General features: G+C 71.7%; 23 protein-coding genes and 1 pseudogene. 19 read left to right on the top strand and 5 right to left on the bottom strand.

The features are described 5' to 3' along the window. Positions 1-95: 95 nt before the first annotated feature. On the bottom strand, positions 96-1,421 hold the full coding sequence (locus WME98_RS33105) for an LLM class flavin-dependent oxidoreductase (RefSeq protein ID WP_437954048.1): 1,326 nt from the start codon (positions 1,419-1,421) through the stop codon (positions 96-98). A gap of 468 nt (positions 1,422-1,889) precedes the next feature. Beyond that, positions 1,890-2,984, bottom strand: coding sequence for a hypothetical protein (locus tag WME98_RS33110; protein ID WP_437945689.1), 1,095 nt, complete (start codon positions 2,982-2,984; stop codon positions 1,890-1,892). A gap of 663 nt (positions 2,985-3,647) precedes the next feature. Between WME98_RS33110 and WME98_RS33115 the strand changes: the two genes are divergently transcribed. The 3 genes from WME98_RS33115 to WME98_RS33125 are packed head-to-tail and all read left to right on the top strand — an operon-like array spanning position 3,648 to position 6,501. Then, positions 3,648-4,583: an ABC transporter ATP-binding protein gene (locus WME98_RS33115; protein ID WP_437945690.1), complete on the top strand. Its 936-nt coding sequence runs from the start codon at positions 3,648-3,650 to the stop codon at positions 4,581-4,583. Further along, positions 4,580-5,416, top strand: coding sequence for an ABC transporter permease subunit (locus WME98_RS33120; RefSeq protein WP_437945691.1), 837 nt, complete (start codon positions 4,580-4,582; stop codon positions 5,414-5,416). The genes WME98_RS33115 and WME98_RS33120 overlap by 4 nt, the downstream gene beginning before the upstream one ends. Positions 5,417-5,421: 5 nt before the next feature. Beyond that, positions 5,422-6,501 (top strand): hypothetical protein, encoded by a 1,080-nt coding sequence (locus tag WME98_RS33125; protein ID WP_437945692.1) that lies wholly within the window; start codon positions 5,422-5,424, stop codon positions 6,499-6,501. A 129-nt stretch (positions 6,502-6,630) separates the two neighbouring features. Here the strand turns inward: WME98_RS33125 and WME98_RS33130 are convergent, their stop codons facing one another. Beyond that, positions 6,631-7,188, bottom strand: a complete 558-nt coding sequence (locus tag WME98_RS33130; RefSeq protein WP_437945693.1) for an RBBP9/YdeN family alpha/beta hydrolase — start codon at positions 7,186-7,188, stop codon at positions 6,631-6,633. A gap of 197 nt (positions 7,189-7,385) precedes the next feature. On the opposite strand from WME98_RS33130, the gene WME98_RS33135 reads away from it, so the two are divergent. The 13 genes and pseudogenes from WME98_RS33135 (at position 7,386) to WME98_RS33195 (ending at position 20,217) form a co-directional block, all read left to right on the top strand. Further along, positions 7,386-7,928, top strand: a complete 543-nt coding sequence (locus tag WME98_RS33135; RefSeq protein ID WP_437945694.1) for a hypothetical protein — start codon at positions 7,386-7,388, stop codon at positions 7,926-7,928. After that, positions 7,925-8,878: a phosphotransferase gene (locus tag WME98_RS33140; protein WP_437945695.1), complete on the top strand. Its 954-nt coding sequence runs from the start codon at positions 7,925-7,927 to the stop codon at positions 8,876-8,878. The genes WME98_RS33135 and WME98_RS33140 overlap by 4 nt, the downstream gene beginning before the upstream one ends. Before the next feature lie 359 nt (positions 8,879-9,237). After that, positions 9,238-9,480, top strand: a pseudogene (locus WME98_RS33145) (DUF1428 domain-containing protein); the annotation flags it as partial. A 69-nt stretch (positions 9,481-9,549) separates the two neighbouring features. Beyond that, positions 9,550-10,092: a VOC family protein gene (locus WME98_RS33150; protein WP_437954049.1), complete on the top strand. Its 543-nt coding sequence runs from the start codon at positions 9,550-9,552 to the stop codon at positions 10,090-10,092. A 206-nt stretch (positions 10,093-10,298) separates the two neighbouring features. Next, the gene (locus WME98_RS33155) at positions 10,299-11,183 is read left to right on the top strand and encodes an STAS domain-containing protein (protein WP_437945696.1); all 885 of its coding nucleotides are present in this window, start codon (positions 10,299-10,301) and stop codon (positions 11,181-11,183) included. A 408-nt stretch (positions 11,184-11,591) separates the two neighbouring features. Further along, positions 11,592-11,840: a hypothetical protein gene (locus WME98_RS33160; protein WP_437945697.1), complete on the top strand. Its 249-nt coding sequence runs from the start codon at positions 11,592-11,594 to the stop codon at positions 11,838-11,840. A gap of 128 nt (positions 11,841-11,968) precedes the next feature. Beyond that, a complete protein-coding gene (locus WME98_RS33165) occupies positions 11,969-13,498 on the top strand; it encodes an amidohydrolase family protein (protein WP_437945698.1) in 1,530 nt (509 codons plus the stop codon). A 403-nt stretch (positions 13,499-13,901) separates the two neighbouring features. After that, entirely contained in the window at positions 13,902-15,185 is a 1,284-nt protein-coding gene (locus WME98_RS33170; protein ID WP_437945699.1) for a hypothetical protein, read from the top strand. Positions 15,186-15,352: 167 nt separating this feature from the next. Beyond that, entirely contained in the window at positions 15,353-16,435 is a 1,083-nt protein-coding gene (locus WME98_RS33175; RefSeq protein WP_437945700.1) for an ABC transporter substrate-binding protein, read from the top strand. A gap of 49 nt (positions 16,436-16,484) precedes the next feature. Further along, positions 16,485-17,345 (top strand): ABC transporter permease, encoded by an 861-nt coding sequence (locus WME98_RS33180; protein WP_437945701.1) that lies wholly within the window; start codon positions 16,485-16,487, stop codon positions 17,343-17,345. Between the two features lie 19 nt (positions 17,346-17,364). After that, on the top strand, positions 17,365-18,147 hold the full coding sequence (locus tag WME98_RS33185; protein WP_437945702.1) for an ABC transporter permease: 783 nt from the start codon (positions 17,365-17,367) through the stop codon (positions 18,145-18,147). A gap of 20 nt (positions 18,148-18,167) precedes the next feature. After that, positions 18,168-18,923, top strand: coding sequence for an ABC transporter ATP-binding protein (locus tag WME98_RS33190; protein ID WP_437945703.1), 756 nt, complete (start codon positions 18,168-18,170; stop codon positions 18,921-18,923). Between the two features lie 130 nt (positions 18,924-19,053). Continuing rightward, entirely contained in the window at positions 19,054-20,217 is a 1,164-nt protein-coding gene (locus WME98_RS33195; protein WP_437954050.1) for a sigma-54 interaction domain-containing protein, read from the top strand. Between the two features lie 152 nt (positions 20,218-20,369). Here the strand turns inward: WME98_RS33195 and WME98_RS33200 are convergent, their stop codons facing one another. Beyond that, positions 20,370-21,350 carry a hypothetical protein gene (locus WME98_RS33200; RefSeq protein ID WP_437945704.1) on the bottom strand — a complete coding sequence of 327 codons (981 nt, stop codon included), beginning with the start codon at positions 21,348-21,350 and terminating at the stop codon, positions 20,370-20,372. A gap of 275 nt (positions 21,351-21,625) precedes the next feature. Here WME98_RS33200 and WME98_RS33205 point away from each other — a divergent pair, with 275 nt between their 5' ends. Then, positions 21,626-21,883 carry a hypothetical protein gene (locus WME98_RS33205; protein WP_437945705.1) on the top strand — a complete coding sequence of 86 codons (258 nt, stop codon included), beginning with the start codon at positions 21,626-21,628 and terminating at the stop codon, positions 21,881-21,883. Positions 21,884-21,993: 110 nt separating this feature from the next. Here WME98_RS33205 and WME98_RS33210 read toward each other — a convergent pair whose 3' ends face one another. Continuing rightward, positions 21,994-22,452, bottom strand: coding sequence for an SRPBCC family protein (locus WME98_RS33210; RefSeq protein ID WP_437945706.1), 459 nt, complete (start codon positions 22,450-22,452; stop codon positions 21,994-21,996). Positions 22,453-22,768: 316 nt separating this feature from the next. On the opposite strand from WME98_RS33210, the gene WME98_RS33215 reads away from it, so the two are divergent. Both WME98_RS33215 and WME98_RS33220 read left to right on the top strand, forming a co-directional pair. Beyond that, a complete protein-coding gene (locus WME98_RS33215; protein WP_437945707.1) occupies positions 22,769-24,052 on the top strand; it encodes a glycerophosphodiester phosphodiesterase family protein in 1,284 nt (427 codons plus the stop codon). 115 nt (positions 24,053-24,167) lie between these two features. Next, entirely contained in the window at positions 24,168-24,590 is a 423-nt protein-coding gene (locus WME98_RS33220; protein ID WP_437945708.1) for a DUF1992 domain-containing protein, read from the top strand. Positions 24,591-24,600 lie beyond the last annotated feature (10 nt).

Below are 24,600 nucleotides of genomic sequence, written 5' to 3' on the forward strand. Positions count from 1 at the left end.
CCAAGGTCGCTCCGCGGCAGGAACGGCTGGCAGCGCGCTCGCGCTGATGCGGGCTGAACTGAAGCGCGCTCGCCGGTCCTCCGCCGGGCGCGCGCTCAGCGCGCCGCGGCGGCGGCGGCCTGGCCGCCGGCCGCCCGGCGCGCCGCAAACCGGTTCTCCGGCCGGGGGAGCCCGTAATGGTCCCGCAGCGTCGTGCCCTCGTACTCGGCGCGGAACAGGCCGCGCCGGCGCAGGAGGGGCACCACGTGGTCGACGAACGCCTCCAGGCCGGAGGGGAGCAGCGGCGGCATCACGTTGAAGCCGTCCGCCGCTCCGTGCGTGAACCACTCCTCGATCGTGTCCGCGACCTGCTCCGGCGTGCCGGTGAACGTGCGGTGTCCGCGGCCGCCCCCGAGGCGCGAGAGCAGCTGCCGCACGGTGAGGCTTTCCCGCCGCGCGAGGTCGGTGACGAGCGCGAAGCGGCTCTGCATCCCCCGCACCGCCTTCACGTCGCCCACGGGGGGCAGCGGCCTGTCCAGGTCCGCTTCGGTCAGCTCGACGCCAATCAGGCCGGACAGCTGCTTCAGGCCGTAGGCGGGCACCTGGAGCTCCGCGAGCTCGTCCTCGCGCCGCCGGGCCTCCTCCTCGGTGCCGCCGAGGATCGGCACGATCCCCGGGAGGATCTTCACGAGGGCCGGGTTCCGTCCGAACGCGGCGACCCGCCGCTTGAGGTCCGCATAGAACGCTTGCCCCTCGGCCAGGGTCTGCTGCGCCGTGAACACCGCCTCGGCGTACTGGGCGGCGAACTCCCTGCCGTCCTCCGAGGAGCCTGCCTGTACGAGGAGCGGGTGGCCCTGCGGCGTGCGCGGCACGTTGAGCGGGCCGCGCACGCGGAAGAACCGGCCCTCGTGGTCGACGCGGTGGATCTTGTCGCCGTCTGCGAAGCGCCCTGTCGCCTTGTCGCCGATCAGGAAGTCGTCTTCCCAGCTGTCCCACAGCTTGAGGCACACGTCGACGAACTCGGCCGCGCGCTCGTACCGGTGCCGGTGCTCCGGCACCTCGTCGAGGCCGAAGTTCTGGGCCGCGTCGCTGCCCGCCGTGGTGACGATGTTCCACCCGGCCCGGCCCCCGCTGATGTGGTCTATCGTGGCGAAGCGGCGGGCCAGGTTGTAGGGCTCGTTGTACGTGGTCGAGGCCGTCGCCACGAGCCCGATCCGCTCGGTCACCGCGGCCAGCGCCGGCAGCAGCGCCGTCGGGTCGAGCCGACCCACGGGCCGGTACCGGATGTCGCCCTGCAGCGCCGGGCCGTCGCCGAAGAAGATCGAGTCGAACGTCCCGCGCTCGGCCACGCGGGCGAGGTGCTTGTAGTGCGCCACGTCCCACGTGCCGGTCGGGTGGCTCTCCGGGAACCGCCACGCCGACTCGTGGTGTCCTATCGTCATCAGGAACGCGTTGAGGTGCAGCTTGCCGGGGCGGTGGGGCACGGTCACGGGAGACTCCTTGTCAGGCTCGGGGAGCGCGGGCGTCGAGCGGGGGGCCGCGGCCGACGATGCCTGAGGCGCGGCGGGCGGCGACCGGCGACCGCGGGCAACCGCCGTGCCGCAGGTCCGCTCGCCGCGCGGCGGTGACCGCCGGCCCGCGCGCGCCCGCTGGCGGGCGGTGCCGCACTGAGGCGGTGCCGCACTGAGAGGAGCCCGGAGCGCTGCTGGTGCGCTGCTGCCTCAGCAGCAACCCGGGGCGGTCTGCTGCTCCGGCGCGAGCACGAGGTGCGTCATGGTCAAGAGGAGAAACCGCAACGGCGCAAGAGGCGCAAGGGGGACAGAGAGCGAATCATCTTCTCTCCTCCCCCTGCGCCGCTTGCGCCCTTGCGGTCCTCTTCCCACGATCCCCACGACTCGATAGAACGAGGCTCAGCCCGAGCGAGCGCGCCTCGCGCGCCTCGCGCGCGCCGCGCCGGCGATCTCGGCCTCCGGCTCGACGTCCGCGTCGTCGGGCGGCTCCACCCAGGGGTGGGTGAGGCGCTCGGGGCGCACCTGCGGCACGGACGGCCGCGGGCCCGCGGCCGCCTGGCGCGCCTCCTCGGCCGCGATCTCCAGCAGGCTCTCGCGGCTGATGCTCACCAGCTCGACGCGCAACGCCTCGGGCATCGAGCCGGGGCGCGGCGGCTGCTGCAGCTCGGCCTCGATCGCCGCCAGGGTCTCGTGGCCCACCGACGCCATGCCCACCCGGATCTCGGGCGCCGACGACAGCGCCCCGCCGAGCGCCCGCGCGACGGCGGCGTGGCCCTCGCGGCCGAGCGCCGCCTCGCCGATGCGGCGGAGCTCCGGCAACGACGCTGCGGGCGCGGGCGGACATGAGGCGCGCGGCGGGGGCGCGTCGCGGAGCACCACCGGGCGCGCCAGCGAGCGGGGCGGCCCGCCGTTGGCCAGGAGGACCAGGCCCGCGACGGCGCTGCGCCTGGCCGGCGGCGACGGCGGCGCGGCGCGCTTCGCGGGCGACGGCTCGCGGACGGCCGCGACCGCGCGGGTGGACGGCGGCGGCTCGCGGACCTCGACGACCGGGCGGCGCGCGGACGCAGGCGGCGCCTCCCCGCGCGGGCGCGACCGGGTGCGCCGGTGCCCCTTGTGGACCACCGGCCGCGACGCCGCCGCGGCCGCCTCGTCGATGGCGCGCAGGCCGTGCTCGAGCGCGGGCCACACGCCCTGGCGGTCCGCCCACGTGGGCATGACCACGCAGAGGATCACCTCGCCGGCCACGCCGAAGTACACGTCGATGGGCGCCGCGCCCCCGTACGGGACCAGGTCCTCGCGCGGCAGCTCCACATGACCGAGCCGGCCCTGGCTCCCGAGGCTCAGCGCCGCCTCCACGATCCGGCCGCGGCCCTCCTCGGACATGTCGCGCGGCGCTCGCCGGGTGACGAGCCTCCCCCGCCGGGTGATCACGAAGGCGAAGTCCGCGCCCGCAGCCACGTAAGTCCGGTCCGAGATCTCGTCGAGATTCGCCACATTCCCATCCTACACGATCCTGGGCGGCTGCGTCCGACAATCGTGTCTATCCGGGTCGATCATGTCCCACACAGGCGAGAATCGAGGACGCTGGTTGGAAGATTGCCAGTAGGGTGCAATCGCTGCTGCCCTCGGCTCTCTCGGCCCAGGAGTCACCAGCCGCAATCACACGACGCGCGCGTCCATGACATGAAGGGGACCATCTCTTCTCGATGGCTGTGCGGCGCGACGTCGGGTCGCGCTCGGAATCGAGGTCCTCTCCCATCACAGCGGGTGCTGGTCAAATTTGAACATGAAGGCGGGAAGGCGGGAAGGCGGGAAGAAAACATGAATGATCTTCCCGCCTTCCCGCCTTCATGTGGACTCTCCCTGGGCAAGGTTGCCCACTGCTTCACAGCGCTGTCCAAGGCATCGACTTCTGGGGTTGCATCGAGGGCACCACCTCCACGTACTACGGTCTCCGGTACCAGGAAGGCGTCGTGCGGCCGTGACCTGCGGATGGACTTTTTCGGTTGCAGCGAGCGACCCCCGAAGGCCGTGCGGCGCGGCCAGACAGCGCGATTCTCCCGCGCCAATCGGCGCGGCCGCGCTCTCGGCGGCCCGGGCGGCGCCGGCGAGCGCCCGACCCCTGCGGCTCTCGCCCGCGTCGGCTATGCTCCCGCCGTGCTCGCCATCGAAGCCGCCGCGCTCCGCAAGACCTACGCGGGCCTCTTCCGGCGGGAGGGCCACCAGGCCCTGGCCGGCCTCGATCTCGCCATCCCCCGCGGCGCCGCGTTCGGCCTCCTCGGCCCGAACGGCGCCGGCAAGACCACCTTCATCAAGACCTTGCTCGGCGTCGTCCGCCCCACCTCCGGCGTCGTCCGCGTCCTCGGCGGCGCCCCCGAGGACCGCGCCGTCCGCGCCCGCATCGGCTATCTCCCCGAGCGCCTCCACCTCCCGCACGCCTTCACGCCCGTCGCCTTCCTCGCCAGCGTCGCCCGGCTCAAGCGCCTCTCGATGACCGAGGCCGCGCTCCTCCGCGACCTCGCCCGCGTCGGCCTCCGCGACAGCGCAGAGCGCCGCATCGGCGGCTTCTCCAAGGGGATGAAGCAGCGCCTCGGCCTCGCCGCCGCCCTGCTCGGCGCGCCCGACCTGCTCGTCCTCGACGAGCCCACCGACGGCATCGACCCCCTCGGCCGCGCCGAGATCCGCCGCATCCTGACCGAGGAGCGCGCCCGCGGCGCCACCCTCTTCCTCAACTCGCACCTGCTCTCCGAGACCGAGCGCGTCTGCGACCGCATCGGCATCCTCGCCGGCGGCCGCCTCGTCCGCGAAGGCGCCCTCGAGGCCCTCTGCGGCAGCGCCACGCGCTTCCGCGTCCGCTTCGCGCCCGGCTGCGACCCGGCCGCGCTCGCCCCGCTCGGCTTCGTCGCCCGCGACGCCGAGGGCGCCTTCACCTGCGACGCCGGGGGCCCCGAGGACCTCAACGCCCTGCTCGACGGCGCCCGCGCCCGGGGCGCCCTGCTCATCGAGCTCGCCCGCGACATGCGCGACCTCGAGGACGTCCTCGCCGAGGCCCTCGGGGCGCAGGGCAGGCCGAGCTCCGGAGGACCGTCGTGAAGACCGTCCTGGCCGTCGCGCTCGACCTCGTCCGCGAGGCCGCCTCGCGCCGGTGGTTCCTCGCCCTCGGCGCCGGCATCACGCTCCTGCTCGGCGTCGCCGGCCTCACCCTGCGCATGGACGTCGTCGACGGCGCCCTCGCCGCCACGCGCCTCTTCGGCCAGGTCGTCCCCACCGACATCCGGTCGGTCGACGTCGCCCTCCGGCCCATCTTCCGGGCGGCGGCGTACGTCATCTTCTACGGCGGCCTCGGCTTCGGCGTCCTCGCGTGCGCCGACTTCGCCCCGAGCCTGCTCGCGCCCGGCCGCATCGAGCACCTCCTCGCGCTCCCCGTCCAGCGCTGGGAGCTGCTCGCCGGCACCTTCCTCGGCGTGCTCGCCCTCGCCCTGGCCGGCGCGCTCTACGGCGCGGGCGGCTTCACGCTCCTGCTCGCCGTGAAGACCGGCGTCTGGACGCTGCGCCCCGTCATCGCCGCCTTCCTCGCGAGCGTCACCTTCGCCGCCCTCTACGGCGCCATGCTCGCCGTCGCCGTGTTCGCGCGCAGCGCCGCGCTCTCCGCCGCCACGGGCGGCGCCCTCTTCGTCGCGGGCATCGTCGCCGGCTACCGCGAGCGCCTCTCGAGCTTCTTCGAGTCCGGCGCCCCCCGCGCGCTCTTCCGCGCCGTCACCGCGCTCCTGCCCCGCGTCTCCACGCTGGCCGACACCTCCGCCGAGCTCGCCGCCTCGGCGCCCGTCGAGGCGCTCGATCTCGCGAGCCAGCTCGCGGGGATCGCCGTCTTCGGCCTCGCCGCGGTCGCCTTCGGCATCTGGGGATTCGAACAGAAGGATTTTTGAGCTCCATGCGCCACCGAGCCTGGCTCCTCGCTGCGGTCCTCCTCCTCGGCCTCGCCGCGTGGCTCATGTCGCGCGGCGACGTCAAGGCGACGTCCCCGAAGAAGAAGGCGCGCGTGGAGTTCCCGCGCGGCCCGCGGGAACCCGAGCTCGAGCGCAGCCTGCGCCGCCGCACGCTGTCGCCGCCGGCGCTCGACCCGAGCGCGGCGCCGAGGCCCTCGCGCGACCCGCTGCTGACGGCGCTGCCCACGGACAGGGCCACGTCGGCCGTCGTCTTCGAGGCGAGCGCCATCAAGGAGTCGCCGGCCGGCAAGCTCTGGCTCGACTGCATGCTCGCGAACGTCGAGATGGATAGCTTCGAGGAAATCGAGGACGAGTTCGGGATCGACGTGTTCGAGGACATCGACCGGATCGCGGCGACGTCGGGGGCCCTCGTGGTGGTGTCGGGCGAGTTCCCGTCGGCGCGCTTCGATTCCCTGCGGGGGAGCCGCCGCGCGTACGGCGCGCGGGGGACGCTGTTCGAGGAGGAGGGGCGCGTGCCGGTGTTCGGCCGCTGGGGCGACGGCCTCCTGCTCCTCGGCAGGGACGCGGCGGCGATCGAGGCCGCGATCGACAGGCTGGAGGACAAGGTGGCGCCCGCGCCGCCGGTGATCCCCGAGTGGGCGAGCTATGGAGACGCGTACGGGGTGCTCTCGGCCGACGACGTGGCGGAGCTCCTCGAGGGGAGCGAGCCGGACATCGCCGAGCGGCTGCGCGGCGCGGTGGGCCAGGTGGAGCTGCACGTCGACGCGTCGGAGGACGTCGCGATCGTGGCCGACGTGACGGGGCCCGTGGCGGCCGACGTGGACGATCTCGGCAAGACGCTCGGGACCGCGCTCTCGCTGGCCCGGCTGAAGGCGCAGTCGGACGGGGAGGAGCAGCTCGTCGAGCTGCTCGACCTGGCGCGGGTGAGCCCGCGCAAAGGGCGCTTCTCGATGGATCTCGCGCTGCCGCTGCCGATGATCCAGAAGGCGATGGGCCGCTGCGTGGACCGCCGGAGGGACGGCGGGGCGCCGGGTGAGGAGGGGACGGGAGGGGAGGCGCGGTGATGTGATGGTGTCGCCAGGCGCCCCCTCGATCCGTCGACAATGGGGCCACGAGCGGCCGCGCGAGCTCGAGGCGAGCCGCGCGTAGGCGCGACAATGCGCGGATCCGGCGCGTCGTCAGCAATCGACGCGTCAGGCGCGAAACACCCGTGAGACGGGCTCGCCGATCAGCGCGGCGAGGATCCGCTCGCCGTCGGGCCATGGCCCGAAGCCGGCGTCGGTGTTGATGTGCCCGCACGGTCCAGCGTGGATGAGCTGGCTCCCCCAGGCGCGCGCGAAGGCCTCGGCTCGTTCCGGGGTGCAGTAGGGATCGTTCGCGCTCGCGACGACCGCCGAGGGGAACGGGAGCCTGACGCTGGGCAAGGGGTGGAACGTCGACGCGTCGCGCGGATGGCTCGGAGACTCGGTGTCGGCCGGCGCGACGAGCAGCGCGGCGCGCACGGGCCGCGCGCCCGACGCCCCCCAGTGGACCACCGTGCTCACACCGCAGCTGTGCGCGATCAGCACCGGAGGGGCGGCGCTGTCTGCGACCGCCCGGTCGAGCGCCTCCACCCACGCGCGCCGGTCCGGATGATCCCAGTCGGGCATCTCCACGCGACGCGCGAAAGGGAGCTTCTGCTCCCAGAGCGTCTGCCAGTGGCGAGGTCCCGAGCCGGAATAACCAGGAACCATGAGCAGCGGCGGCATCATGCGACTATCTTCCACCTGGCGCGCCCGGGCGTGAAGCGCTATGGACGTCGCTCTGGGTGCGCAGGGGCGCCCTCCCCGCCGGAAAGAAGCCTTTCACCCTGCAACGCGACGATCGCGGGTCACCTCGCACCGTCATGAGCACGTCGAGATCCTCGGGCCGAGGGAGCGGGCAGCGGCCGATTCGAGAGGAGACGTCCATGATCGATCCCGTTCGCGAGCTGAAGATCCGCGCCGAGCTGCTGCACAAGCGGCTCGCGTCGAACGACGCCCAGGCGCTCTCGCGCCTGCGCGCGCTGCCCGAGCTCGTGCGCGCCGACGAGGCCGCGCTCGCCGCGGCCGTCCCCGGCATCCGCCGCAAGCATTGCCTCGCCGTGGTCGCGCGCGAGTGCGGCTTCTTGAGCTGGGAGCGCGCGCGCCTCGCCCTCGCGGGAGAGCCCGGCGCGCCCGAGCTCGGGACCTTGCTTTACGGCCGGGATGGCGGCGTGCTGCACCACTGGTTCGCGACCTACGACGAGGCGCGCGCTCACCTCGAGGCGCTGCCGCAGGCGCCGCGCAGCTATCTCCTCACGTACAAGCGCCACTTCTTCGTCGCCGATCGCGCGTTCGTCGCGTCGCTCGGGCTCGATCCCGACGACCCGGACTGGCGGGCGATCGGATGGGATTGGGCCCGGCCCGCCGACCTCGCCGCGCGGAGCCGCCTCTACGCGAAGCGGCTCGCCGCGACGCGGGGGACGGCATGAGCGCCCCGGAGCTGCACCCCGACCTCGCCGCCGCGCTCGAGGCCGCGTTCCCCGGGCGCCCGGTGACCGACGTGACGGCGCTGTCCGGCGGGTTCTCCGGCGCCACGCTGCTCGCGTTCGCGGTCGACGGCGCGCCGTACGTCGCGAAGCGCTGCGCGCCCGATCCGAGCGATCCGGGGCGCTTCGCGCGCGAGACCGCGTGCATGCGCGCCGCCTCCGAGCGCGGCGTCGCCCCGCGCCTGCGCCACGCGGACGCGCGGGCGGGCGTCACGATCATGGACCGCATCGCGGGGACGCCGCTCCGCCCGACGCGCGACCCGGCGCTGCTCGGGCGGGTCGCGGCGGCGTTGCGGCGGCTCCACGACGGTCCGCCGTTTCCGCGCGGCCCGTCGCGCATGGACTTCCTGCGCTCCCTCGACGCGCAGTGCGCCGCGCTCGCGGGCGTGGGCCTCCCGGCGGAGCTCGTCCGCACCGCCGACGAGCTCGAGCGGGTGAGCGGGCCCCACGCGCACGCGGCCCCGTGTCACCGCGACGTCAACCCGAACAACGTGCTCGTCGCGGCCGACCGCGTGTACCTCGTCGACTGGTCCACCGCGGGCGCCGGCGATCCGTTCGTCGACCTCGCGCAGCTCGGCGTGTTCGCCTGTCCGCGGCCCGAGCAGCGCGAGGCCCTGCTCGAGGCGTACCTCGGGAGGCCCGCGAGCGACGACGACCGCGCGCGGGCGCGCGTGGCGCGCGCGATCGCCCTCGCCTACTACGCGGCGGGGTTCTTCGTCGCGGCGGCGCGCTTCGGCGGGCCGCCGCCCGCGGGCGAGGAGCCCCGCCCGTTCGCGGAGGTCCTCGCCGCGTTCGGCGCCGCGCCGGAGCGCACCCACCCGGGCACGGTCGCCGCCGCCCTCCTGCGCGAGATGTGCCGGGAAGCGCAGGACGTCTCGCGCGATCGGCCGTGACGTCCCGCTGAGGCACGGGCGCGGCCGCCCGACGGCGGTCGCGGTCGCCTCGACGCTGCGCCGAGCTGGAGCGGCGGCGCGTCGGCGCCAGCTCGACACGGCTCGGCAGCCGCGCGGCAGGACAGGAAGGCTCGAAGAGGAGATCGCGAGTCGCCCCTCTCCGAGGGGCACGCAGGATGCATTCCGAATGCGCGTCTCGGTTTCTCCCTCTCCGGGCCGTTGCTCGCTGCCGTGGGTCGGTTGGCCGCGATCCGCTCGGCCGACCCCGGAGCGATCGACTCTCGTCCATGGTCGAGCCCGCCGTTCGTCTGGATCCGCCGTGCTTGACGGCATAAACGGCAGATCTGCATACTCGCGCCATGAGCTACATCGACGGCTTCGTGACTCCGGTACCCACGGGCAAAAAGGAGGCTTATCGCGAGCTCTGCGCGCAAGCCGCGCAGGTCTTCCGGGAGTATGGCGCGACGCGCGTCGTCGAGTGCTGGGGCGACGACGTCCCCGATGGCAAGATCACCGACTTCAAGGGCGCGGTGAAGGCCGAGGCGGGCGAGACCATCGTGTTCTCCTGGATCGTGTGGCCCTCGAAGGAGGTGCGCGACGAGGCGAGCGCGAAGGTGATGGCCGACCCGCGCATGCAGACGACGGAAGCGCCGCCGTTCGACCCCAAGCGCATGATCTGGGGCGGGTTCGCGGTCCTCTTCGACTCGGGCGGCGAGGAGCGCAAGGCGGGCACCAGGGTCCAGAAGATCACGCCGCACCTCTGGTACGCGAAGGAGGCGGAGGAGGCGGCCCGGTTCTACGCGTCGATCTTCCCCGACTCCCGGGTGGACCGCGTGACCCCGCTGCCGAGCGACACGCCGGGCGGCCCCGCCGGCTCGGTCAAGGTCGTCGAGTTCACGCTGTGCGGTCAGCCCTTCATGGCCATCAGCGCCGGCCCGCTCGACCCGTTCAACCACTCCATCTCGTTCGTGGTGAGCTGTGACGACCAGGCCGAGGTGGATCGCACTTGGAGCGCGCTGCTCGAGGGCGGCTCCGCCGAGCAGTGCGGCTGGCTCAAGGACAAGTTCGGCGTGTGCTGGCAGATCGTGCCGACCGTCCTCGGCGACCTCATGGCCGACCCGGACCCCCAGAAGGCGCGCCGCGTCTCCGAGGCGATGCTCAAGATGGTGAAGCTGGACATCGCCGGCCTCAAGGCCGCACACGAAGCGCGCTGAGCGCCGGCGCAGCGCCTACCGCCAGCAGCTCGGTCTGACCGAGGCGAGCGGCTGCCCGAGCAAGGCGTGGTGGCGATCCCTCGCGCTGCGGGCACGTCCCGGCGATGGGGCGCACCTCCGTCGTCGGCAGCACACATGCGGCGCCCCTTCGGTCGCTACCGGTCCTCCGTCTTTGGTATAAGTCCAGGACAGAATCGGGGATCCGGATGACCTGTAGCGTAGATTACAACGATGTCGTTGCCGAGAACGAGCGCCTGAGGCAGCGCATCCGGGAGCTGGAGCGTGCCGAGGACGAGCGGGCTCGCCTCCAGGAGGCGCTGCGCCGGAGCGAGGAGCATGTGCGCCTCTTCGTCACCTACACACCGGCAGCGTTCGCCATGTTCGATCGTGACATGCGCTATGTCATGGCCAGTCACCGCTACCGGGCGGAGTTCGGCTTGGGCGACCAGGAGCTCGTCGGCCGGAGCCATTATGAGATCTTCCCCGACGTCCCCGAGCACTGGAAGGCGATCCACCAGCGCTGTCTCGCGGGGGCCTCGGAAGGGAATGATGAGGAGCCCTTCCCGCGGAGCGACGGGCACGTCGAATGGGGGATGTGGAAGATCTTCCCGTGGTACGCGCCGAACGGCGAGATCGGCGGGATCATGCTGTTCACGGAGGTGATCACCAAGCGAAAGCAGCTCGAGGATCAGCTCCGGATGCAGGCGAAGACGCTCCTGGAGCTGTCGGCGCCCATCGTGCCCATCAGCCAGGGCGTCCTCGTGCTGCCGCTCGTCGGCGCGCTGGACACGGTGCGGGCGCAGCAGATGATGGAGAACCTGCTGAGCAAGGTCGTCGAGCGGCAGGCGCGGGTGGCGATCATCGACGTCACGGGCGTGCCGCACATCGACACGGCCTCGGCGAACGCCCTCCTGCAGGTCGCGCGGGCGGTCCGGCTGCTCGGGGCGCAGGTCGTCCTGACGGGCATCCGACCCGAGGTGTCCCAGGCGATCGTCGGCCTCGACATCGACCTCTCCTGCATCGTGACCCGCCGCGACCTGCAGAGCGGCATCGCGTTCGCGACCACGACGAACCTGCCGTCCCCGCGATGACGCACCCGCTCGGGGACTGCTGCTGGAGCAGCACCCCCGCAGCACACGCCTGCTGCTCCAGCAGCACGGGGGCATCCGGTATAACGGATACGCGTCTTTCGGAGCGGACATAAGCCTGGTACGGCGCGTGCAGAACGGAAGCGACAGCGGAGCAACGCTCGTCGATCTGCTCTTCTGACCGGGTGCGCCGCGCGCGCTGCGACCCGCTGATCTTCCTTCGCCATCGGGAGGCGTCGGGCTCTTCAGGCCCTCTCTGTTTCCCCCGGGACGGCGCTCAGAAGAGGGCGGTCGCGCTCGCGACGCGGAGCGCTTCGATCGGCTTCCGCCCGGCCTGCCCTGCTGGGGCCAGCAAACGCATTGGTCCGCCCAATGCAATGCGTCAGTGCGAGCGTTCACGCGATGACAGCCATGAAAGACCCCGTGATCGCGCTCGATGCGATCCCATCCATCCTCGCCAGCATGATCGTGACGAACGCCCGTCCAGGCGCGCGGACCGTCGTGCGGCGCCGCGTCGCGACGAGCGCTGCCATCGGCGCGCCGGCGCAGGCGCGCTCCTCCCTCCGGCGCTCGCCGCAGGTAGCGCCCCGCCGGGTCGGCGCTGACGTCGAGCGATGGACGGCCACGCGCTGTCCGAGCGCCGCGCTCGCGGCGCTCTAGCTCGAAGGCCTCTCACGCTCTCAGCACAGGAGCGGTCGCCCCTCGGCGCGCCGCCTCATGCGCCTTGATCGCGGCTGCCCCGCGCCGGAAGCGAGCGCGCGGCACGGTCGCACCCTGGAGACATCGTCATGAGCATCTCATCCTCTCATCTCTCGCTGAAAGACGGCAAGAAGACCTCCCGCTCGCGGGCGGTGCGAGACAAGCTCGACTACCCGGTCATCGACACCGATCTGCACACGATCGAGTTCGCCCCGATCCTCGAGGATTACATCGCGAAGTACGGCGGCGCGAAGTACGTCGACGAGTTCCGCCAGGCGATCAACCGGGGCTTCGGCTACCTGAGCAACGAGTGGTACGAGCTCACGCCCGAGCAGCGCGCCGCGCAGCGCTCGGTCCGCCCGCCGTGGTGGGCCCTGCCGACGAAGAACACGCTCGACCTCGCCACGGTGTCGCTGCCCAGGCTCCTGCACGAGCGGCTCGGCGAGTCGGGCACGGACTACGCGGTCCTGTTCCCGAACGTCTCCACGTTCGCCACCCACGTCGGCAAGGAGGATCTGCGCCGGGTGCTCATCCGCGCGGTGAACGCGTATCACGCCGACGTGTACCGGCCGTACGCCGACCGCCTCACGCCGGTCGCCGCGATCCCGCTGCACACGCCGGAGGAGGGGGTCGAGGAGCTCGAGTTCGCGGTGCGCGAGCTCGGCCTCAAGGTCGCGCTCATCCCGGGCAACCTCCGCCGGCCGATCCGGGCGGTGGCCGAGAAGTACCCGTCCCGCCACCATCCGGACGTCGCGCGGCACGCGAACTGGCTCGACACGTTCGGCGTGGACAGCGAATACAACTACGACCCGTTCTGGGCCAAGGCGGTCGAGCTCAAGACCGTGCTGACCACCCACTCTGCCGGCATGGGGTGGACCAGCCGCAGCTCGTTCTCGAACTACATGTACAACCACATCGGCCACTTCGCCTCCGCCTCCGAGGCGCTCGCGAAGTCGCTGTTCTTCAGCGGCGTGACCCGGCGGTTCCCCGATCTCCGCGTCGGCTTCCTCGAGGGCGGGGCGGCGTGGGGCGCGACGCTCTTCGCCGATCTCGTCGGTCACTGGGAGAAGCGCAACGGCCGCGCCGTCCAGAACTACAACCCTGACCTGATCGACGCGAAGCTGCTGTACGCGCTGTACCAGCAGTACGGCGGGCAGGAGGTCGAGGCGCGGCTCGGCGACATCAACGCCGTCCTCGGGGGGGCGCTCGGCGTATCGAACAACTCGCGCCGCCAGCCGCAAGACCCGGCCGCGCTCGACGACTTCGGGGCGGCGGGCATCGAGCGGATCGAGGACATCCGCGATCGGTACGTGCCGAACTTCTACTTCGGCTCGGAGGCGGACGACCCGACGATCGCGTACGCGTTCAACACGAAGGTCAACCCGCTCGGCGTGCAGCTCAACGCCTTCTGGGCGTCGGACAGCGGGCACTGGGACGTGCCGGATCTGACCGAGGTCCTCGCCGACACCTGGAGCCTCGTCGAGCGCGGGGCGCTCACGGAGGCGAACTTCCGCGATCTCGTGTTCACCCACCCGTACAACTTCTTCGCCGGCAAGAACCCCGGCTTCTTCGCAGGGACCGCGGTCGAGCAGAAGCTGCCGAAGAGCAAGGCGGCCTGACGGAGATGCGCCGCGCGGGGCTGACGGAAGCAGCCCCGCGCGGCGGTGATGGCGAATCTAACGAACCTCTTTGGATCCATTCATGCGTCTGCTTGACCGTTCAAGAACATCTGTCTCCACGATCCTCGCGACGGCCATCGCCCTTTGCGCGACCCAGGCGAGCGCCCAGACCCCGCCCGGCAGGGCCCAGGGGGAGCGACCCGCGCCGGCGCCAGCGGGCGCGGCCCCGGCGCCTGCCGGCGCGGCCCCGGCGCCTGCCGGCGCGGCCCCGGCGCCTGCCGGCGCGGCCCCAGCGCCTGCCGGCGCGGCTCCAGCGCCTGCCGGGGCGGCTCCAGCCGCGACACCGGGCGCCGCGCCCGCCGCCGCCGCTGCGGCTCCTGCGGCGCCCGGCGCAGCCCCGGGCGTGCCAGCCCCGGTCCCGGCGCCCGCGGGGGACGCGGCCGCGGAGGCCTTCGTCGAGCCCGATCCCAACGCCGTCACGCGGGACGACCTGCAAGGGCTCGTCACCGACCTCGAGAACTTCAAGTTCCAGTGGCAGCGCGAGCGCGATCTCCACACCGCGATCTCCACGCGCTCCCTCACCATCGGCGGCGTCGTCCAGACGCGCATCGGGTGGTCGGAGCAGCCGGTGAGCTCGGCGACCTCGAACGATCGCAAGGTGACGTTCGACACGGGCGCCGCGCTCCTCTCGTTCAACGGCATCCTCTACAAGGACTACGAGGAAGGGCGCAACCTCACCTACTCCCTCCGCTTCGGCGCCTCGCCCCAGCAGGCGAGCAACAACAGCTTCCTCAACCTGCTGGACGCCCAGCTGTCGTACTCCGTGCTCCCCACCCTCGCCCCCGAGGACTGGGTCTTGCAAATCACCCTCGGACAGCAGCTCTTGCCGTTCGGGCTGGAGGTGCCGGCGAGCGAGGAGCTCAAGCCCGTCATCACCAACGCGCAGTTCACGACGCGGCTCGGGCTGAACCGGCGCGAGCTCGGCCTCATCGTCCGCGGCGACATCCTGCCGCAGGTGGACTACGGCTACAACTACCGGGCGCCAATCCTCGCCTACGCCGTGGGCCTCGTCAACGGGAGCGGCCCGAACACGCCCGACGACAACAGCGAGAAGGACATCATCGGCCGCCTCGCGTTCACCGTGCCGTCCGACTACAACTCCATTCTCCGGCAGATCACGCTGGGCGGCAGCGTGTACATCGGCTGGCAGAACACGTTCCTCAAGGACGAGAAGAAGACGCTGTCCGGGAAGGGCGCGAAGCGTCGGTACGGCGGCGATATCTACTACAACCATTACCCGATCGGCGTCACCTACGAGTTCATCTACGGCCAGGACGACGTCACGCTCGGGACGACGCTGGAGGACCCCCAGAAGACGAGGCTCTCGAGCCTGTCGCACGTGGCGACGTTCTTCTACAACTGGGGTGAGCAGTTCCTGAGGGGTTACCGGAACCAGGGTCGATACGACGACTGGTGGCCGAAGACCTACCAGCCGTTCATCCGCGTCGACCTCTTCGATCCGAGCACCGAGGTGCTCGAGAACCGGGTCGACGTCTACACGCTCGGCTTCAACGTCTTCTTCGCGGAGACGACGAAGTTCCAGCTCAACTTCAACCGACGGGACGACCGCACGAACAAAGAAGGGGCGCAGCACGAGCTGCTCGCCCAGCTGCAAGGCGGCTTCTAGAGCGATGCTCACCCGCTTCGGATACGGGCCCATCTCGACGTTTTCGGTGCTCGGCGTACGTGAGTACGCCTGCGCGCCGAAAACGCCGATCTGGACCCGTCTCCTGTGCGGGAGAGCATCGCTCTGACGGCGTGGCGCGAACCTGCACAGAGAGTCCGGAGAATAACATGAGACGAGCTCTTATCATTCTACAGATCTTCATCGCGGCGCTCTTGACCTTCTCGTCGCACGCGGCTCGGGCGGACGCGCCGCGCGTCATCCGCGTCGCGTTCGCCGGCGTGGGCATCGGCAACCGCCCCTTCGTGGGCGGCAGCAGCCTCAGCGTGGTGCACGCGCGCGGGCTCCTCGAGGAGGAGTTCAAGAAGGACAACATCAAGATCGAGTGGTCCTTCTTCAAGGGCGCCGGCCCCGCCGTCAACGAGGCGTACGCGAATAACCTCCTCGATTTCGCGCTCCAGGGAGACCTGCCGTCGAGCATCGGCAGGGCAGGGGGGCTCAAGACGAAGCTGCTCGCGGGCGTGTCGACGCGCCAGCACACGTACCTGGCCGTCCCCTCGGACTCGTCGATCTCGTCGCTCGCCGACCTCAAGGGGAAGAAGGTCGCCCTCTTCAAGGGCACGAACCTCCAGCTGGCCGTCAACAAGATCCTCGCGGGGAGCGGGCTGTCGGAGCGCGACCTCCGGATCCTCAACATGGACTCCGCGACCGCCAAGGCGGCCCTGGCCACGAGGGACATCGACGCCGCCTTCGGCGGGTACGACCTCCTCACGCTCCAGGACCAGGGGATCGCGAAGATCGTCTACACGACGAAGAACGACTCGCCGGCCTACCTGCGGCACGCTCACCTGATCGTCACCGAGGAGTTCGCGAACAAGTACCCGGACGTGACCAAGCGCGTCGTGAAGGTGGTCGTGCAGGCCGCCCACTGGATCGCGCAGAACGAGGCCAACCCGGCGCCGATCTACCAGCTCTGGTCCAAGTCGGGGACGCCCTACGCGAACTTCAAGGCGGACCAGACGGGCGACTCGCTCAAGGTGCGCGCGAGCCCGCTGTTCGATGAGTACCTGATCTCCCGCTACAAGGCGGCCGTCGCCGACGCGAAGCGGTTCGGCCTCATCAGGAATACGTTCGACGTCGATTCGTGGATCGACCTGCGGTTCCTGAACGCGGCGCTCAAGGAGCTGAACCTCGAGGGCTACTGGCCCGAGTTCGACGCGAACGGGAAGGTCAAGCACCCCGGAAGGCAATGAGAGGAGCGCGCGCGGCACGGCGCACCGCCACGATCGAAAGGCAACCAAGATGACGCAGCAGGGAATCCAAGAAAGCCAGACCCAGGCCGCCTACAAGCTCGCGGCGCCCGAGGTGGCGCTGCCCGCGGGCGGCGCCGCGCGGCTCCTGTCGGGGCGGGTGGGCAACGTCGCCGTCGGGCTCATCTTCCCGGCGGCGCTCCTCCTCGCGTGGAGCTTCGCCTCGCAGCGCGAGCTGATCCCGCCGCAGATCTTGCCGGCGCCGGGGCTCGTCCTCCAGACGCTGACCGAGCTCGCGAGCTCGGGAGATCTGCACACGAACATCGCCATCAGCCTCGGGCGCGTCTTCGGCGGCTTCGCCGTCGGCGGCGCGGCCGGCCTGCTGCTCGGCGTCGCCATGGGGCTGTCGCGGCGGATCGAGGACTACGTGCACCCGCTCTTCAAGGCGCTCGCGCAGGTCCCCGTGCTCGCGTGGCTGCCGCTGTTCATGATGGTGGTGGGCATCGGCGAGTCGCTGAAGCTGATCCTCATCGCGCAGGCGAGCCTCATCCCTGTCGCGCTCAACACGCTCCAGGGCATCAAGAACGTCCCTCGATCCTACATCGAGGTCGCCCGGGTCTTCCGGTTCAGCAACGTCCAGCTGCTCCGGAAGGTCGTGCTCCCCTCCGCGGTTCCGTCGATCGCGGTCGGCATCCGGTACGGCCTCACGCAAGCGTGGCTGTCGCTCGTGACGGTCGAGCTCCTGGCCTCCTCCGAGGGCGTCGGGTTCTTGATCGTCTGGGGCCGCCAGCTCTTCCAGCTCGACGTGGTGCTCGCGGCGATCCTCGTCGTGGGCGTCCTCGGGCTCGTCCTCGATAAGGGGCTCGAGAAGATCGAGGCCCGCCTCCTCCGCTGGCGGCGCGCCGCCCTGTGACACCCGCGAGGTCCGAACGATGAGCGCCATCACGCAAGCTCTGGTCCAGCCGCGGCTGCGGCGCGGCCTGGTCCTGCCCATCTTCGTCGTGTTCGCCTGGATCGTGGTCTGCCGCTACGAGCTCGCCAATACGCGCATCCTGGTCCCGCCGCTCGCGGTGTGGGAGGCCGCGAAGGCCCAGCACGAGAGCGGGGAGCTGTGGGCCCACCTCCGGGCCAGCCTGGGCCGGGATCTCCTCGGGTTCGCGCTCGGGACGCTGGCCGGCACGGCGGTCGGCGGCCTCCTCGCGCTCTCGCGCACCGCCGACAGGCTGTTCTCGCCGAGCTTCCACGCCGCGAAGCAGGTCGCGCTGTTCGCGTGGATCCCGCTCATGTCGGTGTGGCTCGGCGTGGGCGAGCAGGCGAAGGTCGCCTTCATCGCGCTCTCCGCCTTCTATCCGGTCGTCGTGAACACCTACGAGGGCGTGCGGAGCGTCGGTGTCGAGCACATCGAGGTGGCGCGCGTGCTCCGCTTCTCGCGCTGGCAGGTCGTCCGCAAGGTCGTCCTGCCGTCCGCCGCGCCGTCGCTCTTCGCGGGCGTCCATCAGGCGCTCATCTACGCGTGGCTCGGCACCCTCGGGGCCGAGTACCTGCTCGAGCCCGCGCCGGGCATCGGCAGCCTGATGGTCGACGGGCGCGAGCGCTTCGCGATGGACGTCGTGCTGGTCGGGCTCATCGTGTCCGGCCTCGTGGGCTTCGGCCTGAACCTCTTGGCCACGGCCGCGGAGGAGCGCCTGCTCCGCTGGCGCGTCCGCGGCGTGTGAACATCTTCGAGGAGGAATCCATGAGCTCGCCTGGAGTCATCAACATCCGCGATGTGAACAAGAAGTACGTGGTCAAGGACGAGTCCCTAGAGGTGCTCCAGGGGATCGGGTTGACCATCCACCCCGGCGAGTTCATCAGCGTCGTGGGCACGAGCGGTTGCGGCAAGTCCACGCTCCTCCGGCTGCTCGTCGGGCTGGACACCGAGTACGAGGGCGACATCCTCGTCGGCGGCGCGCGCGTCCAGGGGACGAGCCTCGACCGGGGCATCGTCTTCCAGGAGCACCGGCTCTTCCCCTGGCTCACCATCGAGCAGAACGTCGCGCTCGGGCTCGAGAACTCGGCGTGGACGCGGGCCGAGAAGGGCCGCGCGGTCGATGAGCACCTCGAGCTCGTGGGCCTGTCGGCGTTCAAGCGGGCCTACCCGCACCAGCTCTCCGGCGGGATGGCGCAGCGGGCGGCGATCGCGCGCGGGCTGGTCAACCGGCCGGGGATCCTGCTCCTCGACGAGCCGTTCAGCGCGCTCGACGCGCTGACCCGCACGAAGCTGCAGCAGGAGCTCCAGCGCATCTGGCAAAAGGAGCAGATCACCATGATCCTCGTCACGCACGACGTCGAGGAGGCCGTGTTCCTCGGCGATCGGGTCGTGGTGCTCGAGCCGAGGCCCGGGCGGATCAAGCGCATCGTCCCCGTCGGCGTGCCGCGACCCCGGTCGCGCACGGATCACGACATCAAGGCGCTCACCGACGAGGTGCGCGGCTACCTCCTCGAGGCGTAGCACGAACGGCCCCGGGTCCGTCCGGGGCCCCCGGTAAGGCTGCGCCGGAGAAAGATCTCTGGCGCATGCCAGGGTCGTCCGTTATAATGGACGGAACATCCGCTATCATGGTGAGTAAAGCCCGATGACGATGCCGTTGCTCACGCTTCCCAACCCGAGCTCGCTGGCTCTTTCCCTGCGCGCGAAGGCGCTGGTCTTCGAGGATCCCCGGTCGCAGGCGCTCCTCGACCGGATCCGTCAGATCGCGCCCAGCGACGCGACGTTGCTCGTGACCGGGGAGACCGGCACGGGCAAGGAGCTCGTGGCGCGTCACATCCACGCGCTCAGCCACCGGCGGGGCCGGCCTTTCGTGGCGGTCAACTGCGGTGCCTGGTCGGAGTCGCTGGTCGAGAGCGAGCTGTTCGGCCACGAGAAGGGCGCCTTCACCGGGGCGACGACCTCGAAGGCCGGGTGGTTCGAGGCCGCGGACGGCGGCACCCTGTTCCTCGACGAGATCGGCGATCTGTCGCTGCCGCTCCAGGTGAAGCTGCTCCGCGTGCTGCAGGAGCGCGAGGTGGTGCGGCTCGGCTCGCGCCAGCCGATCCCGATCGACGTGCGCCTCATCGCGGCGACGAACGTGAACCTGGAGGAGGCGGTGATCGCGCGGAAATTCCGCGAGGATCTCTTCTACCGGCTCAACGTGGCGACGCTCTCGCTCCCGCCGCTGCGCGAGCGGCCGGGCGACATCCTGCCGCTCGCCCGTTTTTTCCTCGAGCTGTACGCGCAGCGGCTCGGCTCGGCGCCGGCCGCGCTCTCGGCGGAGGCGACGGCGCGGCTCCTGGAGCACCCGTGGCCCGGGAACATCCGGGAGCTCGAGAACGCGATGCACCACGCGCTCCTGGTCTGCAGAGGGCATGAGGTCACGCCGGCGGATCTGCGCCTCACGGCGCTCCAGCCGAAGGCGGGGACGAGCCCTCCGCCGTCGGATCGGGCGGGCGCGGAGGCCGTGTCCCAGGTGCGACCGACGCCGCAGGCGACGTCGCTGGAGGGCGCGCTGCTCGCGCTGTTCGAGCAGAACCTGCCGAACCTGCACGAGCAGATCGAGGAGACGATCATCCGGACGGCGTACCGTTATTGCGATCGCAATCAGCTGCAGACGGCGAGGCTGCTCGGCATCAGCAGGAACATCGTGCGCGCCCGGCTGGCGCAGTTCGGCGAGCTGGTGCGCTACCGCGCGGTGCGCGGCGGGGCGGCGGGCGCGGCGTTCGGGCGGGGAGAGCCGAGCACGTCGTCGCGCGCTCCAGGGACGGGCTAGGGGCGCGTCGCTCGGCGGCGGGGCGCGTCGCTCGGCGGCGGGGCGCGTCGCTCGGCGGCGGGGCGCGTCGCTCGGCGGCGGGGCGCGTCCGCTCGGGAAAGCGGGTGCGGTCGCGCAGCTGCGTGGATCGGCGGAGGCGCCGCCGGCGCGGTTCAGGAGCGCGACGCGGGGGACTGCCGGGAGCGAGCCGGCGTGCGGGGGCGAGCCCTCGCGCTCTGGGTCCTCGTCCCGAGGGCCTCGCGCACGGTCGTCGCGGTGGCGGCCTGCGCGATCCACCGGTCGAGCTTCGCTGCGTCGGCGCAGGCCCGGATGCGGGCTTCGTCGTCCTGTGAGGGCGAGAGCCCGCGTGCCCGCAGCAGCGTGAGGAGCGCGTCTTGGCGGCCCTTGGCCTCGCCCTCGGCCCGGCCCTTGGCCTCGCCCTCGGCCCGGCCCTTCTTCCGCCCCTGCGCTTCGAGGAAGAGGCGCAGCTTCCTGGCGGCGGGGGTCTCCGGGATCTTGTCGGGGTTCATCGAGGCCTCCCTGAGGAGCTCCAGCATGCGTTCGCTGAGCACGGAGAGGATCGCACGCTGCTGGGCCCGTCGCAACGCGCGCGGCAGCCGCTCGGTCAGCTCGAACGCCCGCTCGACGACGGCGCGCGCCCCGGGTCCATGGCGGTGCTGCATGGCCCACGCCGCGAACAGCGCGAGCTCCGGGTGGTGCTCGTCGAGCAGCGCCTTGCTCTCATCGGCGCCGAGGTGGAGCACGACCGGCCTGAGCTGGAGCTCGGTCCCGAGGCGCGTGCGCACGCACGCGACGCGCTCGGCCCAGCGGGCGACCGCGCGGCGCGCGGTGATGACGATCACGTCGCCCATCGCGCCGGTCTGACTGAAGAGCAAGCTGGCCGCGAGGGGCCACCGCCTCCGCTTGGCCGGATCGACGCCGCGCTGCAGCTCGACCAGGACCCAGCGGCGCCGGCCGCCCTGAAGCACGAGATCGAGCCGCAGCTCTGCGGGCTTCACGAAGCGGAGCGTGGCGTCGGCCGGCTTGAGGCTCCGCGGGAGCTTCACGCCGGTGAGCTTGGAGACGAGCGCGCCGAGCAACCCCGGTTGCTCGCGCAATGCGACGATCAGGACCTCGTGCGGTGTGCTCGGCACGCGCCGTGACTACGCCGAGAGGGCGGTCGCCGGCCAAGTTCCGTTCGCCCACCGCGCTCACGCCATTGCGGCGCATCGCGGCCACGCAGAAACCCAAATGGGCGTGTTGCGCAGCGCGGAATCAACGAGCCGTCACCGCCGCGTTTGCTGCACCGCTGCGTGGCGCTCGATGGAAAGCGTCGCCGCGTGACGCGGCATTGCGAGGCATTTGGGGCCGGCGCCCGTCTTCGCAACCAGGGGCTTTACAGTCAGCGATCGGGCTCCAGGGTGACCTCATGAAACCCACGAACCAGCACGCAGGACCGAGCAAGCAGGCTGAGCAGCATGTCGGCAGCGAACAGCAGGAGCCGGGGGCGCCGACGCGGCAGCTCGACGACGAGACGACGCAGGGATCGAGCGACGTCGAGAAGATCGCTCGCCAGCAGGGCGCCTCGCAGCGGGGCTACACGGCGGACGGACCGCACGAAGACCGGCCGGCGCAGTTCGATCCGGCGCACCCGGGGGGGCGGCCCGAGGGCGATCCGCGCCGCTGACGCAGGGCAGGGGCTGCGGTCCCCGCGCGCGGCGCAGGGGCTGCGGTCCCCGCGCGCGGCGCGATGGGGCGCGCCCGGCGTGGCCGCCGCAGCGGCTGGACGCGGAGGGGCTACCGCGGCGGGGCCTCGCACGCCCGCCGCGTCACCTCGTGGCGGTAGTCGAACATCCGCTCCAGCTTGCGCCGGACGAAGCGGCCGCCGCCGAGCCGGCCGAGGGCCCCGAGCGGCAGCTCGTACTCCACGTGGTCGGTGAGATAGCAGCCGCCTGAGCCGTCGGGGTCCATGCGGTGGGTGTGGACCCAGCGCTTGAAGGGGCCGCTGCGCTGCGTGTCCTGGAACATCCTGCCCTGCTCGTACCGGGTGTGCTCCGCGACCCAGCGCACCGGGACGGGGCCGACGCGCGATTCCAGGACCACGCGCGCGCCGACGAGGATGCCGCCGGTCTTCTCCAGGACGCGCGCCTTCTCCCAGGGGGGCGTGAGCCGCTCCAGTGCGTCGGGCTCCTCGTGGAAGGCGAAGACCCGCTCGGGGGGCGCGGCGATGCGCGTGCGCTTCTCGAAGATGGGCATGGCGCGAGCATGGATCGCGGCCCGACGGCGCGCCCGCGCGCGCCGTCGCCGCCTCCGACCGCGCGCCGACCGAGCGCGTTCTCCCTCGGGATCGGCGCGCGGTCGGAGGCGCGACGCGACCCACGGGGGCCTGCGCGCCCGGATGCCGTCCGCGCTCGCGCCCGGGTGCCGCCCTCGAGCGCCACCCGCCCTCTGGAAGCGACGGCACGCGGGAGAGAGCGGAGATGTCGCCTCATTGTTTCGCGCAAGACACATTCGCACACGAGCATGCGCAGAACGTCCGAGCTTCAATCCATTCACAGAGGGAGTGCTTCACATGATCAAGAAGAGCGCCAGAATTGGCACCGCCTTGGCGCTTATCGCGCTGCCCGTCGCTGCGACGAGCGCTTGCTCCGGCGATGAGTCGCTGCAGCCCGCGAGCCGGCCGGAATCTCCGTCCGAAGAGGCCGCGTCGCACGGTGTGCAGCTCGGCCCGCGGCCGTACTACCTCGTCGAGGACATGGACGACGGGGAGCTGAAGGAGCAGCTGATGGCGTGCTCCGAGGGGCCCTTCGAGCGCACCGATTTCTCGATCGGCCACCGCGGCGCGTGCATGCAGTTCCCCGAGCACACGAGGGAGTCGTACGAGGCGGCCGCTCGCATGGGCGCCGGCATCGTGGAGTGCGACGTGACCTTCACCAAGGATCGCCAGCTGGTGTGCCGTCACGCGCAGTGCGATCTCCACACGACGACGAACATCCTCGCGATCCCGGAGCTCGCCGAGAAGTGCTCGGAGCCGTTCGTCCCGGCCGACGCGGAGGCCGGCACGCCTGCGTCGGCGAAGTGCTGCACGAGCGACATCACGCTCGCCGAGTTCAGGCAGCTCTGCGGCAAGATGGACTCGGCGAACCCGGACGCCGCCACGGTCGAGGAGTACATGGCGTCGACGCCGGATTTCCGCACGGACCTGTACGCCACCTGCGGCGCGCTGCTCACGCACGCCGAGAGCATCGAGCTCTTCTCGAGCCTGGGCGTCAAGTTCACGCCCGAGCTCAAGGCCCCGGAGGTGGAGATGCCGTACGAGGGCGACTACGAGCAACGGGACTACGCGCAGCAGATGATCGACGAGTACAAGGCGGCCGGCGTCGACCCGAAGAGCGTGTTCGCGCAGTCGTTCAGCCTCGACGACGTGCTCTACTGGCTCGAGGAAGAGCCGGAGTTCGGCGCGCAGGCCGTGTACCTCGACAGCCGCGTCGACACGCCCGAGGGCTACGAGGAGGCGGTCTCCGGGATGGAGAGCCTCGCGGCGCAGGGCGTGAAGATCGTCGCGCCGCCCCTGTTCGCGCTCGTGACGCTCGACGGCGACGGGGAGATCGTGCCCTCGGAGTACGCCGAGGCCGCCAAGGCCGCGGGCCTCGACATCATCACGTGGACGCTCGAGCGCTCGGGTCCTCTGGCGAGCGGCGGCGACTACTATTACCAGTCGGTCGCGGACGGCATCGACAACGACGGCGACACGATGGTGATGCTCGACGTGCTCGCGCGCGGCGTGGGCGTCCGCGGCGTCTTCTCCGACTGGCCAGCCACCGTGACGTACTACGCGAACTGCATGGGCCTCTGAGGCGCCGGAGGTGGCCGAGGTCGAGAGCGTTCCCTAGAGAAGCTGCACGGGGCGCGCGGCGCGCGGTTCCCCGGGGCCGGCGGCCGACCGGCCAGCGGATGGAGAGGACGGCAGCATGGCGTTCAGAGGGCTGGATCAGCTGGTCGAAGCGCGCATCCAGGGCGCGATCGCGCGCGGAGAGCTCGACCGGCTCCCGGGGCAGGGCAAGCCGCTCAAGGAGGACGACCTCAGCGGGCTGAGCCGCGACGAGCGGATGGAGGTCCTCCTCGCGCGGTGCGCGGGGAGCGCGCCCGAGGAGGTGCAGCTCCTGCGGGAGATCGCCGACCTGCGCGAGGCCATCGCGCGCGCCCCCGCAGGGCCGGCGCGGCAGAAGCTCGCGCAGACGCTGAAGGACCGGACGCTGCGCCTCACCCTGCTGTTCGAGGCGTCGGGCAAGCACGTCCTGGTCGGCCTGCTCGACGGCGCGGCGCGGGCCGGCGCGAAGCTCGCTGCAGGGGCCGGCCCCGAGCCGCGCCCCCCGCGCAACCGCGATCGGTGACGGACCGGCC

This window comes from Sorangium sp. So ce296 (genome assembly GCF_051529605.1).
GTDB classification, from domain to species: domain Bacteria; phylum Myxococcota_A; class Polyangia; order Polyangiales; family Polyangiaceae; genus Sorangium; species Sorangium cellulosum_D.

Excerpts from the sequence above, each read along its gene's own strand:
- WME98_RS33105 (WP_437954048.1), bottom strand. The coding sequence starts at position 1,421 with ATGACGATAGGACACCACGAGTCGGCGTGGCGGTTCCCGGAGAGCCAC.
- WME98_RS33125 (WP_437945692.1), top strand. The coding sequence starts at position 5,422 with ATGCGCCACCGAGCCTGGCTCCTCGCTGCGGTCCTCCTCCTCGGCCTC.
- WME98_RS33130 (WP_437945693.1), bottom strand. The coding sequence starts at position 7,188 with ATGATGCCGCCGCTGCTCATGGTTCCTGGTTATTCCGGCTCGGGACCT.
- WME98_RS33135 (WP_437945694.1), top strand. The coding sequence starts at position 7,386 with ATGATCGATCCCGTTCGCGAGCTGAAGATCCGCGCCGAGCTGCTGCAC.
- WME98_RS33140 (WP_437945695.1), top strand. The coding sequence starts at position 7,925 with ATGAGCGCCCCGGAGCTGCACCCCGACCTCGCCGCCGCGCTCGAGGCC.
- WME98_RS33150 (WP_437954049.1), top strand. The coding sequence starts at position 9,550 with ATGATCTGGGGCGGGTTCGCGGTCCTCTTCGACTCGGGCGGCGAGGAG.
- WME98_RS33155 (WP_437945696.1), top strand. The coding sequence starts at position 10,299 with ATGACCTGTAGCGTAGATTACAACGATGTCGTTGCCGAGAACGAGCGC.
- WME98_RS33160 (WP_437945697.1), top strand. The coding sequence starts at position 11,592 with ATGAAAGACCCCGTGATCGCGCTCGATGCGATCCCATCCATCCTCGCC.
- WME98_RS33165 (WP_437945698.1), top strand. The coding sequence starts at position 11,969 with ATGAGCATCTCATCCTCTCATCTCTCGCTGAAAGACGGCAAGAAGACC.
- WME98_RS33175 (WP_437945700.1), top strand. The coding sequence starts at position 15,353 with ATGAGACGAGCTCTTATCATTCTACAGATCTTCATCGCGGCGCTCTTG.
- WME98_RS33180 (WP_437945701.1), top strand. The coding sequence starts at position 16,485 with ATGACGCAGCAGGGAATCCAAGAAAGCCAGACCCAGGCCGCCTACAAG.
- WME98_RS33185 (WP_437945702.1), top strand. The coding sequence starts at position 17,365 with ATGAGCGCCATCACGCAAGCTCTGGTCCAGCCGCGGCTGCGGCGCGGC.
- WME98_RS33190 (WP_437945703.1), top strand. The coding sequence starts at position 18,168 with ATGAGCTCGCCTGGAGTCATCAACATCCGCGATGTGAACAAGAAGTAC.
- WME98_RS33195 (WP_437954050.1), top strand. The coding sequence starts at position 19,054 with ATGCCGTTGCTCACGCTTCCCAACCCGAGCTCGCTGGCTCTTTCCCTG.
- WME98_RS33205 (WP_437945705.1), top strand. The coding sequence starts at position 21,626 with ATGAAACCCACGAACCAGCACGCAGGACCGAGCAAGCAGGCTGAGCAG.
- WME98_RS33210 (WP_437945706.1), bottom strand. The coding sequence starts at position 22,452 with ATGCCCATCTTCGAGAAGCGCACGCGCATCGCCGCGCCCCCCGAGCGG.
- WME98_RS33215 (WP_437945707.1), top strand. The coding sequence starts at position 22,769 with ATGATCAAGAAGAGCGCCAGAATTGGCACCGCCTTGGCGCTTATCGCG.
- WME98_RS33220 (WP_437945708.1), top strand. The coding sequence starts at position 24,168 with ATGGCGTTCAGAGGGCTGGATCAGCTGGTCGAAGCGCGCATCCAGGGC.